General features: G+C 46.3%; 16 protein-coding genes. 4 read left to right on the top strand and 12 right to left on the bottom strand.

All coding sequences use genetic code 11. From position 1 onward, the window contains the following. Positions 1 to 111: 111 nt before the first annotated feature. The 3 genes from ASUC_RS11385 (at position 112) to ASUC_RS02315 (ending at position 2,768) form a co-directional block, all read left to right on the top strand. Positions 112 to 420: a 4-hydroxythreonine-4-phosphate dehydrogenase PdxA gene (locus ASUC_RS11385; RefSeq protein ID WP_083757683.1), complete on the top strand. Its 309-nt coding sequence runs from the start codon at positions 112 to 114 to the stop codon at positions 418 to 420. 115 nt (positions 421 to 535) lie between these two features. After that, positions 536 to 1,534, top strand: a complete 999-nt coding sequence (locus ASUC_RS02320) for a 2-keto-3-deoxygluconate permease (protein WP_012072209.1) — start codon at positions 536 to 538, stop codon at positions 1,532 to 1,534. A gap of 1 nt (position 1,535) precedes the next feature. Then, a complete protein-coding gene (locus tag ASUC_RS02315; RefSeq protein WP_012072208.1) occupies positions 1,536 to 2,768 on the top strand; it encodes a four-carbon acid sugar kinase family protein in 1,233 nt (410 codons plus the stop codon). A 78-nt stretch (positions 2,769 to 2,846) separates the two neighbouring features. Here ASUC_RS02315 and ftsY read toward each other — a convergent pair whose 3' ends face one another. Beyond that, positions 2,847 to 4,361, bottom strand: a complete 1,515-nt coding sequence (ftsY, locus tag ASUC_RS02310) for a signal recognition particle-docking protein FtsY (protein ID WP_012072207.1) — start codon at positions 4,359 to 4,361, stop codon at positions 2,847 to 2,849. Positions 4,362 to 4,420: 59 nt separating this feature from the next. Here ftsY and rsmD point away from each other — a divergent pair, with 59 nt between their 5' ends. Continuing rightward, positions 4,421 to 5,026 carry a 16S rRNA (guanine(966)-N(2))-methyltransferase RsmD gene (gene rsmD / locus ASUC_RS02305; protein ID WP_012072206.1) on the top strand — a complete coding sequence of 202 codons (606 nt, stop codon included), beginning with the start codon at positions 4,421 to 4,423 and terminating at the stop codon, positions 5,024 to 5,026. A 52-nt stretch (positions 5,027 to 5,078) separates the two neighbouring features. On the opposite strand, the gene ASUC_RS02300 is transcribed toward rsmD, so the two are convergent. The 11 genes from ASUC_RS02300 to ASUC_RS02250 all read right to left on the bottom strand — a co-directional run bounded on the left by ASUC_RS02300 (position 5,079) and on the right by ASUC_RS02250 (position 15,942). Continuing rightward, entirely contained in the window at positions 5,079 to 5,699 is a 621-nt protein-coding gene (locus ASUC_RS02300; RefSeq protein WP_012072205.1) for a YagU family protein, read from the bottom strand. 152 nt (positions 5,700 to 5,851) lie between these two features. Then, positions 5,852 to 7,726: a selenocysteine-specific translation elongation factor gene (gene selB / locus ASUC_RS02295; RefSeq protein ID WP_012072204.1), complete on the bottom strand. Its 1,875-nt coding sequence runs from the start codon at positions 7,724 to 7,726 to the stop codon at positions 5,852 to 5,854. 15 nt (positions 7,727 to 7,741) lie between these two features. Continuing rightward, positions 7,742 to 9,130: an L-seryl-tRNA(Sec) selenium transferase gene (selA, locus tag ASUC_RS02290; protein WP_041834703.1), complete on the bottom strand. Its 1,389-nt coding sequence runs from the start codon at positions 9,128 to 9,130 to the stop codon at positions 7,742 to 7,744. A 63-nt stretch (positions 9,131 to 9,193) separates the two neighbouring features. Further along, a complete protein-coding gene (gene srlR / locus ASUC_RS02285) occupies positions 9,194 to 9,961 on the bottom strand; it encodes a glucitol operon DNA-binding transcriptional repressor SrlR (RefSeq protein WP_012072202.1) in 768 nt (255 codons plus the stop codon). A gap of 12 nt (positions 9,962 to 9,973) precedes the next feature. Next, on the bottom strand, positions 9,974 to 10,336 hold the full coding sequence (gene gutM, locus ASUC_RS02280) for a transcriptional regulator GutM (RefSeq protein ID WP_012072201.1): 363 nt from the start codon (positions 10,334 to 10,336) through the stop codon (positions 9,974 to 9,976). 101 nt (positions 10,337 to 10,437) lie between these two features. Next, a complete protein-coding gene (fsa, locus tag ASUC_RS02275; protein WP_012072200.1) occupies positions 10,438 to 11,103 on the bottom strand; it encodes a fructose-6-phosphate aldolase in 666 nt (221 codons plus the stop codon). A gap of 55 nt (positions 11,104 to 11,158) precedes the next feature. Then, a complete protein-coding gene (srlD, locus tag ASUC_RS02270) occupies positions 11,159 to 11,947 on the bottom strand; it encodes a sorbitol-6-phosphate dehydrogenase (RefSeq protein ID WP_012072199.1) in 789 nt (262 codons plus the stop codon). Between the two features lie 47 nt (positions 11,948 to 11,994). Further along, the gene (srlB, locus tag ASUC_RS02265; protein ID WP_012072198.1) at positions 11,995 to 12,363 is read right to left on the bottom strand and encodes a PTS glucitol/sorbitol transporter subunit IIA; all 369 of its coding nucleotides are present in this window, start codon (positions 12,361 to 12,363) and stop codon (positions 11,995 to 11,997) included. An 82-nt stretch (positions 12,364 to 12,445) separates the two neighbouring features. Beyond that, a complete protein-coding gene (srlE, locus tag ASUC_RS02260) occupies positions 12,446 to 13,453 on the bottom strand; it encodes a PTS glucitol/sorbitol transporter subunit IIB (RefSeq protein ID WP_012072197.1) in 1,008 nt (335 codons plus the stop codon). Between the two features lie 55 nt (positions 13,454 to 13,508). Continuing rightward, positions 13,509 to 14,060, bottom strand: a complete 552-nt coding sequence (gene srlA / locus ASUC_RS02255) for a PTS glucitol/sorbitol transporter subunit IIC (RefSeq protein WP_012072196.1) — start codon at positions 14,058 to 14,060, stop codon at positions 13,509 to 13,511. 280 nt (positions 14,061 to 14,340) lie between these two features. Further along, a complete protein-coding gene (locus ASUC_RS02250) occupies positions 14,341 to 15,942 on the bottom strand; it encodes a tannase/feruloyl esterase family alpha/beta hydrolase (protein ID WP_012072195.1) in 1,602 nt (533 codons plus the stop codon). Positions 15,943 to 15,952: the final 10 nt, after the last annotated feature.

Raw genomic sequence — 15,952 nt, 5'->3', positions numbered from 1 at the left:
CCGTTCTTTGTTCATATCTGAGATATCCCTCTATTTACATTGATTTATTTTCCTCACAATGAATTAAATAAATCAATTTTGTGATCTTGTTCACAGTTTAAACCATTTTTTATGGTTATACTCCGTCTAGCTTGGACATCAAGTGATTACTTTCAATCAAAAATTACAAAATACAAAGTAAACACCGGTTTAGCTTATAGCTGTAAGCGATACGGTAGGAATCGGCCCGACAATAAAATATGTCCAAGTAAAGACATTAATATCGTCAACCCGTTTTCTCCCAATACTGTTTTTCATCGGGCGGATAATTTAGGCAAATTTAATATGGCAACCGTGATATATCACGACCAACACCGCATACCTATCAAGTTAATCAGCCCGAAAAACATTGTAAATATCATCGCCGGATTACTCCTATAAATATCACGGTACCAGCACTTCCTAGTGCTGGAAAATGTAGTCGGGAGCAGTATGACGGTAAGTTTATATCTCGACGCTAAATAGCAAATATTTAACAATTAAGAGGATGATTACTATGGCTACCACAAACCAAACGGAACAATCGATTATCCCTTTATATGACGGAATGAACAAAATACCCGGAGGAGCAATGGTTATTCCGCTAATTCTGGGCTCAATAGTCGGAACGTTTTTTCCTGAATTTTTAGGGTTGGGGTCGTTTACCACCGCACTTTTCAAGTCATCGGCGGGCCCTTTGATCGCATTGCTTATTTTTGCTACGGGTATGCAGATTACGGTTAAAAGTTCAGGCCCCGTTCTTGCCCATACCGGGGTTATTTTATTATGTAAAACGCTTATACCGGCCGCATTGATAACCATTCTGGGATTTTTTATCGGAAATGACGGAATTATCGGTATTTCATTACTGGCCATGCTTACCGTAGTAGCCAATTCCAACGGCGGTATTTGGCTGGCATTCACCGGTAAATACGGCGATTATCGGGATCAGGGCGCTTATATCGCCTCCGCCGTCAATGACGGTCCTTTCTTCGTATTACTATTTTTAGGCGCATCCGGGCTTGCGGATATTCCGTTATCCTTAATGCTTGCCGCCGTTATTCCGCTACTGGTCGGTATGGTTATCGGCAATCTTGATCCTAAATGGACAAATTTAATGAAGCCGACCGGTTCAATCGTCATTCCTTTCTTTGCGTTTGCCCTGGGAACCGGAATTAATCTCCAGGCTATCGTAACAGGCGGGCTGACCGGAGTTATATTGGGAATTATCGCCTCGTTACTGACCGGTTTTTTGGTTTTTATCGGCTATAAAACTATTTTAAAGCGCGGGAATCAATCGGGTATCGGTTTTGCAGCGGGTACAACGGCAGGTAATGCGATTATCACACCGGAAATCGTTGCCCAGGCGGATCCGAATTTCGCACCGTTCGTTCAAACTGCTACGGCACAAATTGCCGCGGCCGTACTTGTTTCTGCAATTCTTGCACCACTTTTTGCCGCTTGGGTATTAAAACGTCAAGGCGGTTTAGCACAATCACCAACAGGAGGAAATTAATATGAAAAATGACAAATTGCTTGTGATTGCCGATGATTTAACCGGTGCGAACGATACCGGCGTAATGTTTGCCGAAGCCGGATTTAATACTCTCTTGGAAACCAATATCCATTCCCTTGAATCAACAGACATTGCCGATGCGGAAATATTTTCCGTATCAACGGATTCAAGACCTATAGCAGAAAAGGCAAAACGTAAAACCAAGGACACAGTTTTAAAAGGGATTGAAAAAGGAATTAATCGGATTTACCTTAAAATAGATTCTACTATGAGAGGTTCCGTATCTCATCAGATTGAAGGTGCCCTGGCGGCTTGGGAAACGCTGTATCCGGATAGTAAGGCCGTTATCTGTCCGGCCTACCCAGAAATGGGAAGAACCATCGAAAACGGGAATTTATATGTTAACGGCGTACCTGTGAATGAAACGGCTTCGGGAAAAGATGCAATATGCCCGGTAACGTCTTCGTCAATGCAAGATTTATTACCCGAAGCTATTTGCCTTGCCTGTTCGAATAGCCATGAGCTGATTAAACAAATTAACATGGTACAAAACAGACAAATCGTAATTGATGCTAAAACGGAAGATGATCTTTCGATCATAGCCGACACTATCAGTCAGTTGGGAAACAAAATTATCCCGGTAGGCTCCGCAGGGCTGGCTCAAAAGTTAAAACTATCCGCTAAGGGCTCGGTTAAAAAAGAAAAAATAGATTTGGGCCGAGCGCTGATTCTGGTTACGTCTATTCATGAAACGAGCCAAAACCAGGTAGATCAATACATATCCGGCGTCGGCGGCAAATCTATCGTCTTTAATCCGTCTCCGTCACAACTGATTAATCATGAACTTTCCGGCCAAGCTTTAATTTCACAGCTCACCGCTTTAATTCATTCCGGTGATGAAAATGTGATTATTAGAGCTAATCCTGCAAAAGTCGTTAATCATACGTTTGGTAATATTAATGAAGTCGCCAGAAAGATTGCCGAATATTTAGCCGAGTTGGGGCTATATGCGTTAAATAATGAAAAATTTGACTCGCTGATTTTATTTGGAGGCGACGGAGCGGCAACATTGCTGGAAAAAATGGATATTTCCGAAATGAAAGTTTCTTATGCTGTCGTTCCGGGCGTACCGTTATGCACTATCACCGGAGGTCCTTATAAAGGCCTGAATGTCATGACCAAATCAGGCGGATTCGGCAATGATTCATTATTGATCGATATGTTAACATCCTGACAGTACAATCAACACATCATAACCCGAAAGTGTGGGTAACTTCCCACGCTTTCGTCTGTTTTACCTTGGCTTTCCCGTCTACACGGATTCATGAGTAAACAACGCGTCGATAAATTCGTCTGCGTCGAAAGTGCGTAAATCTTCGATTTTTTCACCGACACCGATGTAACGAATCGGCAGATTGAACTGATCGGCGATAGCAAAAATCACGCCGCCTTTCGCCGTACCGTCCAGCTTAGTTAGACTGATACCGGTTAAACCCACGGCTTCATTGAATAATCTCGCCTGGCTGACCGCGTTTTGCCCCGTGCCGGCATCCAGTGTCAGCATAATTTCGTGCGGCGCGCTTTCATCGTATTTTTTAATAACGCGAACGATTTTTTTCAACTCGTCCATCAGATTGTTTTTGTTCTGCAAACGTCCCGCCGTGTCGGCGATTAAAATATCAATGTTACGCGCTGAAGCGGACTGCATAGCGTCAAAAATCACCGAGGCCGAATCGGAACCCGTACTTTGTGCCACCACCGGAATATGATTGCGTTCGCCCCAAACCTGAAGCTGTTCTACCGCCGCCGCACGGAAAGTATCGCCCGCCGCCAACATCACAGACTTACCCTGCTGTTGGAATTGACGCGCCAATTTACCGATAGTGGTCGTTTTTCCCACGCCGTTCACGCCCACCATCAGAATCACATACGGCTTTTTCGAACCGTCGATTACAAGAGGTCGCGCCACCGGTTTTAGAATTTCCGCCATTTCCTGTTTCAACTGCTGATACAGTAAATCCGCGTCTTTCAACTGTTGACGGGTTGCATGCTGCTCCAGATTTGTAATGATTTTAGAGGTAGTCGGTACGCCGATATCGGCGATTAACAATTGTTCTTCCAATTCTTCAAACAACTCGTCATCAATTTTCTTGCCGCTGAAGAAAGAACGGAATCCGGCGCCGATATTCTGTTTGGTTTTTACCAAACCTTTCAATAAACGGCTGAAGAACCCGCCTTCACTCGGTTTTTCCCGGGTTTCCACCGGTACGGCAAGTTCGTCCTTTTCCGAAGCACCCGACACGACTTCATCTTCCGAAACCGGTGAAAAATCCACCGCACTTTCTTGTGTTCCCGCCGCCGTTTCCTCGGTTAGAGCAGCACTTGCCGCCTCGTTATCCGCAGAAGTTAAATGTTCTTCTGCTTGGTTCAGCGTTTTTACCGGCGTCGGATGAACATCCGCTACTAATTGTTCCGTTTGAACCGGTTCAAGTGCGGTCGGATTTTGCAAAGAATTTTGTGTTTCCGATTGCACAAAATGTTCCAGCTGCTCAACGGTTTCTTCGCTAAGACGTTGTTCCGCTTCATCAAGTTTTTCATCAAGCCGTGCTTGAATCTGTTCTAACCCTTCTTCGACTTTATCGCCTATTTCCTCGAATTTATCTTCGATTCTGTCGGCAACCTCATCAATCTTGTCGCCAGCCTCATCAATTGTATCTTTTATCTCGTCAACGATATCATCAATTTTATCCGCAACGGCTTGTTCTTCTTTCTTTTTACCCAAGCCTAACCAAGACCAAAAACCGCCTTTTTTCTTATCCTCTGCCATAATGCTCTCTTTTTCTGTTAAAATGCGTCAAAATTTCGCATAGTCTATCATTTATCCGTATGAAAAAACACACAAAACCACGAAATACAGCGGCTCAAGCGGCGAATCCGAAAGGTGAGGTACGCATTATTGCGGGGCGTTGGCGCGGACGTAAATTGCCGGTGCTGAATGCACAAGGTTTACGCCCGACGGGTGATCGGATAAAGGAAACGCTGTTTAACTGGTTAATGCCTTATATTGCAGGTGCGAATTGTCTGGACGCCTTTGCCGGCAGCGGTTCTCTCGGTTTTGAAGCCTTATCCCGGCAGGCGAAATCCGTGACATTTTTGGAGTTGGATAAAACCGTAGCGCGCCAGCTCAGCAAAAATCTGCAGACGCTGAATTGTGATAAAACGCAGGCAAGCGTATACAATCAAAACAGTTTGGAATTTCTAAAACAAGTGCAGAATCGACCGCACTTTGATGTGGTCTTTCTCGATCCGCCCTTTAATTTCGGACTGGCGGAACAAGCAATACGGTTGCTGGCGGAAAATAACTGGTTGCGACCGGATGCATTGATTTATGTGGAAACCGAGCGGGAAAAACAACCGGACGTGCCGGAAAACTGGATGCTGTTAAAGGAGAAAACTTCCGGGCAGGTCAGTTACCGCCTCTATCGGATCTGATTTAGAGATACAAAAAAACCGAGGTAAACATCTCGGTTTTTTTGTGTGAAACTTAGCGGGTTTCGTCTTCAGGATCCGGCTGACCGGTAATGCGGTTACGCAAATCGCGGCGGATAACCTCAATAGTCCAGAACCAGAAAATATGACCGACAATTTCGGAAACGTGTTCATATAATGGCCATTCGGATACCGGCGGAGTCAAATTCATTGCCGGAAACACAATGTAGTGAACTGCGATACAAGCCAACAACCCGGCACCGATACCTTGCCAGAACTTAATTTTCGGGAACACTTCAGCCACTAAACAATAACCGATAGCAAACACTAACGAGAAGATAATGTGAGTGACACCAATCCAGTTAAACGCTTGATCCGCAAAGGTAAATGCCGCTTGAGTAGGGTCGATACCCAGATAATCGCGCAAGAAGACATGCGGAGGATTTAAGAATGCACGGGAACATTGTTGTAACGCACCGTCCATTGCTAAAGCGCCTGAATTTAATGCATCCAATACCGGTTGCGGACAGGCTGCGGAAAATAAATCGATTGGACTGCGCGGCGGGAATGGGTGTTCGGCCCCCCATTTAACGAACGCAGAAATAAGACCGCCGATGATACCCACAAAAAAGGCAACACCGTAGCGACGTTTTGATGGCTGAGTAAATAATGCCATAACAAGACTCCGAGAGTAAAACTGTTGAATTCGCCGTATAATTACGGCGACACCATTTATTCATATATTCATAGGAATAAACTACGGTAAATTCTATGCCGGCGATCAAAATAGTCAAGTTATTCCTATCCAAAAGCGGTAGAATTCGCATGCTAATGCGCGAAAATATCGCGGTCCCGCAGTAAATGCACATTACCTTTACGACGCAAAAAACCGCAGCGATCAAAATACTCCGCCAACTGCACCGTTAATTTACGCCCGAACGGCAACTCGTCACGCAGCTGATTCACCGAAATCGCGCCTTGCGCTTCAATTAGGGCTTTAATTTTCTCGGCATATCGATAAACGGTTTCCGTTAAAAAGAAGCGATCTTTCACCACCGCCGTCAAATAACCCAAATTCCCCGCCTTATAACAGAAATTACGCATCAGGGTTTCCTCAATATTCAGTGCCGTGGCCAATTCGCGCACCCACAAGGCTTGTCCGTTTTGTTCCGCAAACTTCTCCGCCACCTGTTGCCACAGGGCTTGTTCCGCTTCGTTGAATTGAATGCGGTGTGTCGGTAAATGCAGCCAACCGCGACTTTGTTGCAGGCGTCCGTCCGCCAGCAACTGCCCGATCAGATGATAAATCAGTTCTTCCGGTTGCTGTAAGGCGGCAATGCGATACAAACGGGCTTTTCCCAACCCCGCTTGATCGCTGTGCGCCTCGTGATAATGCTCAAGCGCCGTTAAAATGTGATGAATTTGTGTCTGTTGATAATCCCGGTTAAAACACCATTCCTGAAAATGCGTCAAATGTTGTTCCGTCATTAAAGCATCAAGTTGCGAAGCGGTCAGTTGTTCAATCCACATTAACCGGGCAGCGTTCACCGCTTGCGACTGCAAATATAAAACCAGCCGCTCACCCGCGGTTTGCGCATGCTGTAAATCCGTTAAAAAATTTAACCGCGCTTCGCTGCGTTTATGCCGTTTCGGCGAATACACATCCAGCACCCGAGCACCTGCCAACAACTGCTTGTTATCACCGCTGCGCAAAATCAGTTTATCGCCATACGTTAAAAACAACGGTTTATCCAGCAACACTTCCGCCAAAACTTCGCTGGTTTTGACCGCACTTTTCGCCGTTAACAAACCCAGTTTGCCCACCACATGGCTCGCCGCATGATATACATGTACCGGTTGAGTTTCATTCAATCGTGTTTCAGCATTTAACACCACTGTGAAACGATCCGTCGGCGCCCAAGGCGCTTGCGAAAACAGCCAGTCGCCTCGTTCAATCAAAGCGCGGTCAAAATCCGCATTAATATTCAATGCTAAACGCTGACCGGCAAGCCCTTCGGCGTTTTGGCGGTTTTGTGCATGGATATTTTTCACCCGAACTTTTGCACCGTTGGAAAAATAAAGCTCGTCATCAATTTCCACCTTGCCGCTAAATGCCGTACCTGTCACCACGGTGCCCGCGCCTTTTACGGTAAAAATACGGTCGATGGCATAACGGAAGGGTTTATTTTGCTCCGCCGGATTCGGAAGTGCAGTCAAAAATTCCCGTAATTCCGCAATGCCCTGTCCCGTTGCGGCAGAAGTAACAAAAAACGGACATTCCGCTAAAAACGGATAATTTTGTTTGATTTTATACCGAAGATCGTCGATTTGGGCCGAATCCGCACGATCCGCTTTAGTGATCACCACCATAATTTTGTCTATCTGCAACAACCGCAAAATAGCCAAATGTTCTTCCGTTTGTGCACGCACGCCTTCATCCGCCGCCACAATCAACATGGCGTAATAAATGCCGCCCAGCCCCGCCAGCATATTGGCGAGGAATTTTTCATGGCCCGGCACATCGATAAAGCCTAAAATTTTATCTTCTTTTTCGCTATCTTTTACGGACAAATAGGCATAACCCAAATCAATGGTCATTCCCCGTTTTTTTTCTTCGGGCAAATGAGCGGTACTCACGCCCGTTAATGCCTGCAACAACGCGGTTTTTCCATGGTCGACATGACCGGATGTGACAATAATCATAATCTTATTTCTTCGCTATTTTAATTCATCTAAGGTGATTAATAACTTTTCAAAGCTGGCAAGAGAACGTAAATCCAGCCAGATTTTGTTGTTTTCCACCCGGGCGATAATCGGACTGGAAAGCTGTTTGAAACGGGTTAAAAGTGCGGTCAGTTTTTGCGAATTTTTTTCCGCAACGGTGACGGCGACAGAGGGAATTCTTGCCATAGGCTGGGAACCGCTGCCGATTTGTGCCGAACTGGCTTCGATTTGCAGCGAAAATTCATTTTTCAGCATATTTTCTAATTTAGTTTTTAATTGTACCGCTTGCTGTTGTAATTGTTCTATCGGTTGTGTGAGTAAATACAAACTCGTGAGTTTTTCAGCCAATTTTTCAGGTTGCAAATACAAGCGCAAAGTGGCTTCTAAACCTGCCAGAATCACTTTATCGCACCGTAAAACCCGTTTCAGCGGGTGGGATTGCAGTTGTAGAATCAGCTCTTTTTTGCCCGCAATAATGCCCGCCTGCGGGCCGCCTAATAACTTGTCGCCGGAAAATGAAATTAAATCCACACCTTGCGCCAGTTTTTCCTGCACCGTCGGTTCTTTCGGCAGATTGTATTGAGACAAATCCGTTAATGCGCCGCTGCCGAGATCGCTGATGACAGGAATTCCGAATTCTTTGCCCAACGCAGCCAATTCTTGTTCGGAAACCTCGCCGGTGAAACCGCAGATTTGATAGTTACTGCTGTGAACTTTCATTAAAAATGCGGTATTTTCATTAATTGCGTTGCGATAATCCTGTAAATGGGTGCGATTGGTTGTCCCCACTTCAACCAATTTACAACCCGCCTGCGCCATAATATCGGGAATACGGAACGCACCGCCGATTTCGATTAATTCACCGCGGGAAATCACCACTTCTTTGCCTCGGGCGAAAGCGGCAAGTATTAACAGCACCGCCGCCGCATTGTTGTTTACCACGCAAGCGGCTTCGGCACCGGTCAGTTGACGAATCAGTTCGCTGATATAGTTATCCCGATGACCGCGTTTTCCCGCGTCCAAATCATATTCTAACGCCACATTGTCATGCATCGCCGTTAACGCCGCTTGCTGTGCGGATTCCGCCCACAAGGCGCGCCCTAAATTAGTGTGCAGCACGGTACCGGTGAGATTATGAACGGATTTGATTCGTACTTGGGTTTGTTGCTGCAAACGCCGCTCAATTTCAGCGAATACGGCATTATCCTGCAGTAAAAAATCGGGAAGTTGTCGGTTTTCCCGAATAAATTCCCGACTTTGCCGTAATAAAGCACGACAAACGCGCACTACCGCCATATGCCCGAATTTTATCATCAGTCGTTGCCCTTGCGGGGCATTTATCAGCTTATTAACTGAGGGGAGTTGTTGGAAAAGTGCGGTCATTTTTTGTCCTTTTTTCGACAGAATACTGATCGCATTATACATGAGAACGGCGAAATTCGGGTGCTAATCTACGATAATTACGCGAATCCCCTTTTCAATCAACGCAGCATGAATACTTTTATCGAGCCCGTCATCCGTTACGACGACATTGATTTTTTCCAGCGGACAAACGATATTCGGACTGCGGCGGTTAAATTTGCTGGAGTCCGCCAGCACAATAATTTCCCGTGCCGCATGACACATGGCTTTACTGACGCCGTGCACTTCATTGAAGGTCGTGAGCCCTACGTTTAAATCAAATCCGTCGGTACCGATAAACAGCTTATCGAAAGTGAATTTTTCTACGGTACTTTCCGCCAGAATACCGTGAAACGATCCGGATTTCGGACGATAAGTTCCGCCGCACATTAACAGCTCGAAATCCAATTCCAACGCTGTTAACGCATTAATAATATGCAAGCTGTTGGTCATGATGGTAAGGTTTTCAAACCGACTTAAATTCGGCACCATCTGCAACACGGTACTGCCTTGATCCATGATAATGGAATCGCCGTTTTTAATCAGATCCGCCGCGGCGCGTCCGATTTTACTTTTGATCTCAAGATTGATGGTTGTTTTATTGGTGAGGGGTAAATCGATTTCATCGCTGGCGGCGGCTAATACCACGCTGCCATAAGTACGTAACACTTTGTTATCCGCTTCCAAGACGGTTAAATCTTTACGGATAGTGGTACCCGTCGTTTTAAAATGGTCGGCGAGTTGATCCACGGGCGTGCGACCGTGAATCTGCAGATAATCTAAAATAGCTTGTTGTCTTTCTCTTGGTTTCATAACGAAATGTGCCTATTTTAATCGGAGTGCCTCAGACAGAGCTTCCTGTGCATTTTTATCATTCGGAAAAATCACCTGAGGACGGATGTCATCATAATGTAATCCTTTTAAAGGCGGAACGGAGCGGGGTTTACTGAACACCGTCCAGCCTTTCATCATGATCGAATCCGCCACTCGGCGGTTTTCATCGAAAGCAAGCGCAATGACCACCTTAGCTTTAAACCGCCCTCGGGTACGGCCTATCCCCACATTGCCCTGCTCGCTCAGCCATCCAAATGCGCGATTAAACCGGTTAACCTGCAACCAACCCAAGACTATTTGCAGTAACCAGGCTATTACAGCCAATAAAATCAACGCATTTGTTGCATTCTGCATAGATTATCTCACAAATTAAAAGAAATTTATTAAAAACATCTGCTAAAAAACTTACAAATGTTTCAAAAACACATAACCGATATATTCAAAGACATATTCCGTTACAGCAATGTACTGCGTTGATACGCATTTTGCCAGTCCGCTTCAAATTTTTCCACGGCGGCAAATACCGCCGGATCATTCAAGAAAGCCAGCGCAATATCAGGCGGCAACGTGATGGACTGACAACCGGCCAGTAAACAGTCTAAAGCTTGGCGCGGCGTCCGGAAACTTGCCGCGCAAATCAAAGAATCCGGTGCGTGTTGATCCAGTAACGCCTGTAATTCCCGTACCACATCGATACCGCTGCCGCCCTGTGCATCGATACGGTTCACATAAGGGGCGATATATACGGCGCCGGCCAAGGCTGCTAAAAATCCTTGCGCCGCACCGTATACCGCGGTTCCCAAAACGGGTACGCTCAATCGGGTTAACTCCTTAATAGCGACCAAACCTTCGGGAGTAACGGGGATTTTAACCGCGATAGTCGGTACGATTTCCCGTAACGCCAAGGCGTCATCTATCATTTCCCGGGCGGAACGGCCTAGTGTCTGAGCAAAAAGCTGACCGTTTTCGCCGATAATCTGTTGAATCGCCTGCAAAGTTTCAGCTACAGGCTGTTTCTCTTTCGCCAGAATACTGGGATTGGTGGTTACGCCTTGCAGCGGTAAAGTGCGGTGAAATTTTTTAATGGTTTCGAGGTTTGCCGTATCGAGATAGAGTTGCATAACATCCTCCTGAAATAAAGGCGGGTAAATCGCCCGCCTGACCGTAAAATAAAGGTTAGAACATGACCTGACCGCCCGTAATGTTAATCATTTGTCCCGTGCAATAAGACGCTTCTTCGCTGGCATAAAATTTTAACACATTCAGCACGTCCTGATAGTCACAACCACGTTTAAGCGGCACTTTGTCGATATAAACCTGTTCCACTTCGCTTTCCGGAATGCCCAGTTTTTTCGCATATTGCGGAATTAACGACTGGAACATCGGCGATTTCAGTAAATTACCCAACATTAAGGAATGTACGGTAATGCCTTTGTCCGCCAAGTCCAAGGCTAAAGATTGGGTTAACCCGACACCGCCGAATTTCGCCGCACTGTAACCGGAATTAAATTTACTGCCTACTTTACCGGATTTGGAATTAATCTGAATAATCCGTCCTTTAATGCCATCGCGAATCATTAAACGGGAAAAATGTTTAGCCGATAAAAAATAACCGATTAAGTTCACATTAACGGAAACGTTAAAATCTTTCAATGCAAAATCCCAGATTGGCGACGCTTTTGCCGTACCGGCGCTGTAAACCAGTAAATCCACACGTCCGAATTTATCGTCGGTGGCTTTCGCCAGGGCTTCTACGCTGGATTCATTGGTTGCATCCACTTGTGCGCCCAGCGCATTATCCGCGCCGTATTTGCCGTTAATGACCGCCGCCACGGCGCCGGCATTATCGCCGTTTAAATCCGCGACCACCACACGATACCCGGCATCCGCCAGTCCTTCGGATAAAAATGCGCCTAAAGTTTGACCGCCGCCCACCACAACCGCTACTTTTTTAACATTGTTCATAATTTATTTTCCTATATTAAATTTTCATCAATTCGCTTATGCGGTGACTATTCACCGCGTTTAATCCGTAAAACACTGCCTTCTTTGACCGCACTTGGAATCGTGCCGCGAACATGAATCGTGCCCGGATACTCCGCATGTTCCGCACCGTCGAAACGCCAGGTAACATGTCCCAATTCCTTCAAATTGAAAGAAGCCACTTCGCCCACTGCGGTGACGGGATAATCCACGCCGTCAAACTCGGCGATGTCTCCCTGCCGTATATCGGTATCCAATACGCCGTGGCTGTGAATAAAACAATAATCCTCTAAATCCGCTGGTGCGCCTTGTTTAAAGGTAATCAGCATGCCTTCCTCTAAAGCGTCGCGGGCAAAATTTCCTACTTTGGTAAAGGTAGTTTGATAAATAACCGTCATAATTTGCTTTCCTCTTACAAGAACGATGAACCGTTCCGTTATATTCTTTCGTGCGGACGGATGGTTCCGTTCCGCGCTTCATTTATTGATAAATAAAACCGGAAACCGCCCAAGCGATAAGAACCGTCGGCGCACCGGTTAAGAACCGACTGACCAACACCGCAGGGACGCCTACCCGCACGGTATCCTGTTTGGCTTCCGCCATGGAAAGACCGACGGGAATAAAGTCGCAGGCAGCTTGTGCGTTAATCGCGAACAATGCCGGTAACGCTAAGGCAGGCGGAATATTGCCCAAACCGATTTGTGTACCTACTAATACCCCGATAACCTGAGCTATCACCGCGCCCGGCCCCAAGAACGGGCTGAGCAACGGGAAAGAACAGATTAGCGCCAATGTAACCAAGCCGATGGGATTACCCGCCAACGGAGTTAAACCGTTGGCAATCCAGTCACCCAATCCGGAGGCGATGATAATGCCGATCAAAGCGGAGACGAACGCCATAAACGGCAGAATGGTTTTTAATACGGTATCGATGGTATCCCGTCCGGCTTGAAAAAATACCGCTACAACGGAACCCATTCCCATCCCTATTCTGGCGAGCAGACCATCGCTTTGTTCAGTAATTTTTTTCGAACTGTCATAATCTTTAACCGCGCTTTTCCCGTTATCCGCCGATTCGGTTTCAACGGTTGCGGTCGGTACCGTTTCCGTTCCGTCGCCTTCAATCAGTTTGATATTGTTTTCTTTCACCGCAGAAACATAAATATCTTCTACAATAAATTCCGCTAACGGCCCGGATTTACCGGTAGCATGAATATTAATGGTCGGAATACGGCGTTTCGGATATAACCCGCAGCGCAACACGCCGCCGCAGTCAATAATTGCAATGCCGATTTCTTCCGCCGGCGGTTCTCCGTTTTTAAAGCCGTCCACGGCTTCCCAGCCGGTTAATTCCGTCAATTTGTCTACAATAGCGGGACGCGTGCCTGCCGTCATATAAAGAATCTTTTTACCGTCCGTCACCGGCAAGGTTAAAGGACCGCCCCAACCACCGTTGCCTTTTTCAATAAGAATGGATTTTGTTGCCATTTTTTGCTACCTCCGTTCGGTCCGAAGTTTTATATTCGAACCCAACATATTGAATTTATTTACCTAAATGTACTTCACGGTCTAACTGAATATTCATCCGTTTTTCAAAATACGCCGTAGTAAAATCGGTAATCCAGCCGCGGAAGAAGTTAGTAAACATCCCGACCAGCAAATAACTGACGGCTAAAGGTCCGAGCGGCAAACCCAAAGTGGTCAGCCCGCTGGCGATACCCAAATAAACGAATAATTCTCCCGGATTAATATGCGGAAATAACCCGTTCATAGAATGACAGCTGTAAGATGCCGCGGCGTAATAGCTGGGTTTATACCGTTCCGGTAAAAAACGTCCTAAACTTAATGTCATCGGATTACAGAAAACGAACGTACCGATAACCGGTAAAATCAGGTAACGAGAAATAGGATTACTCGCACTGTGTTGCGCCAAACGTTCAATCCGTTCCTGACCGACAAATTTAATCAGCGCGTTCATCACCACCAAAAGCGAGATAAGAAGCGGTAAAATTCCCGATATCATTCCTACCAGTGTTTCTCCGCCCTTTTGGAATAATCCGATAAACCATTCCGCACCGTATGTGATATATTCCATAACACAATCTCCAAAGTTTCAATTTAAAAGTTAAAACACCACCAATCAATCACTATGATTAATTAGTGAGCTAATAATATTTCAAAATAAAAGATTAAACTGTGACAAAGATCACAAAACAGAACAAAACTTTTATTTCGAAATAAAATAATGATTTATTTTAAAATAAAAATATAGAAAGAAAGGAGAAAATGAAACTTTTACGCTTTGTTTTTATCTAAAAAAGGAAAAGTGCGGTCAAAATAACAAGAATTTTGACCGCACTTAATCGGAAAATTAATTAACGACATTCAAAACTGTCTGCTTTGCCGACATCGCCCCCTTTGTAAGTGGCAATCTGCGGATAGGCACAAATAGGCATGGTCTTGTTTTTATCCGGTAACGCCTTACCGGCTTTACCCAGCAAATACGTCGGAGCCTGATCATTTTCCACCCACAGCTCTAAGGCGGTTAGCGGATCGATATCCTCAAATGCCGGCCCGCCGCCGCAATGATTCATGCCGGGAATCATAAATACGCGGGCAAATTGATCGGCATTTTGCATATCTGTCTGCAACTGCTTATACCAATCCCGTAAATCATGGGCGGAGAAAACCGGATCGGACACTCCCTCAAAGATAACCATCTTACCGCCGCGGGACTGGAAGGTGGATAAATCCGTTTTATCCGCATCGTTAATACCTGAAATCTGCATGACTTTGGCAGGATCTTTATCAAAATCGAATTTCATCGTATCAAAATCCGGATTGCGCGGAGTCATAAAATATTCCTTCAGACTTGCCGCCCCCATGGTGAAATTGCGGGAATTCGGTTGCGCCGTTTGTGAATCGCCGTGTTTCCACTGGCGCCAGCCTTGCGTATTGATTCCCGCATCATAAGGCCAGGAACTGTACACATTTTCGCCGCGGCTGTTTTTGGCACCGTTGAAAATAGCATTCAGCAACGCCACTTTTTCGGCCCCGATTTCGTTTTCTACCATTTCCGGTTTGAAATCGCAGCTTTCCCATGCGTTAATAATACCGTCCGTTAAGCCGTCTTTCCCGTCGCAGCGGGCGAGCACGCCTTTGACGACAGCGTCCAAATCCGCCTGAGTTAGTGCGTTCGCTACGATTTTCTCGCCTTGTTCATTACTCGGCGCAAATTTCATAAACTGTTGATTATCCCAGGCTTCTCCCATGGCGGCACGGGATAAACGAAACCCCGGATTGCCCGCCACTACGCCGTCGAATTCCAACGGATAACGCATAGCGGCATTCATGGCTTCCCGCCCGCCGTTGGAACAGCCCATAAAATAACTGTGTTCGGGCTGAGCTTGATACATTCGCTCAATCAGCTGTTTAGCCGTCGTTGTCACCTTGCCGGTGGACGCGTAGGCATAATTCAAGCGCGCCTGCTGATCCGCGGTAAACGCCGTATCGCCCGCCCCCTGATGTCCGCCGTCCATAGTTACTACCGCATAACCGCGCATCAACGCCGGCACCGCACCGGAACCGCGTACCGGCACGGCACCTACCGCCGGCGCCACAAAACCGTCCAGCCCGCCGCCGCCCTGAAACAGGAATTTTTTATTCCAGTGCTGCGGCAAACGTAACTGAAAACCGATAGCATAGGGTTTACCGTCCGCCCCCTGATATTTTTCAATCTCACCGTTTACCACGCAATGCGCCGCCGCTTTCGTTTGGTTCTCGGCGGTACCGGTGAAACTGGATTGTTCGTCCGGTGGCAGCATACCGCCCGCAAACCATTTTACGGAGGTAATCTGTGTATTCGGAATGACAACGTCCTTTAACGCCAGACATTGATTCCGTTCTGTTTGCGCCATCGCATTTTGTACGCTGCCAGCCAAAGCTATGAGCGTTGCAAGTGCGGTCAGTTTTTTCATGATTTTCTCC

It is taken from the genome of Actinobacillus succinogenes 130Z, assembly GCF_000017245.1.
Classification (GTDB): domain Bacteria; phylum Pseudomonadota; class Gammaproteobacteria; order Enterobacterales; family Pasteurellaceae; genus Exercitatus; species Exercitatus succinogenes.
Note: the sequence above shows the minus strand (reverse complement) of the source record. Positions and strands in the feature narration are given on the sequence as shown.